Raw genomic sequence first — 435 nt, forward strand, 5'->3', positions numbered from 1 at the left:
GGTTCGCGGTGGCGGCTCGTCGTCCTCCACGAGCTGTTGAACGGCGAGGCGCGGTTCAACGAGCTGAAGCGGGAGACGGACGCGAACGCCCGCACCCTCTCGCGCGTACTCGACGACCTCCAGGAGACCGGCTTCGTGGATCGGCGGTTGGAGGAGGACTCGCCGGTGGCGACGTACTACAGTTTAACTGATAAAGGCGAGTCGCTCGCCCCCGTCTTCGAGGAGATCGACGACTGGGCCCACGAGTGGCTGGCCGAGTGCGACGCGTAAGACCTGAATCGCGGGGATCTTCGATTTTTCACGGGGATCGTCGTTCGGTTTCGGCCCACTCGTGAGTCGCTGACCGCGGATCGACCGCGAACGCCTCTAAAGCCCCGCGGCTGGCCCTTTGAATCTCACCCGACCGCACCGCACGGCACCTCACGCCTCCCCAGC

1 protein-coding gene is annotated in these 435 nt (G+C 65.5%); it reads left to right on the top strand.

The annotated features are described in order from the left end of the window. A partial coding sequence (locus EXE44_RS17620; RefSeq protein WP_241991885.1) for a helix-turn-helix domain-containing protein occupies positions 1–270 on the top strand: 270 nt, incomplete at its 5' end. Positions 271–435: the final 165 nt, after the last annotated feature.

The organism is Halorubrum sp. SS7 (assembly GCF_005435055.1).
GTDB classification, from domain to species: domain Archaea; phylum Halobacteriota; class Halobacteria; order Halobacteriales; family Haloferacaceae; genus Halorubrum; species Halorubrum salinarum.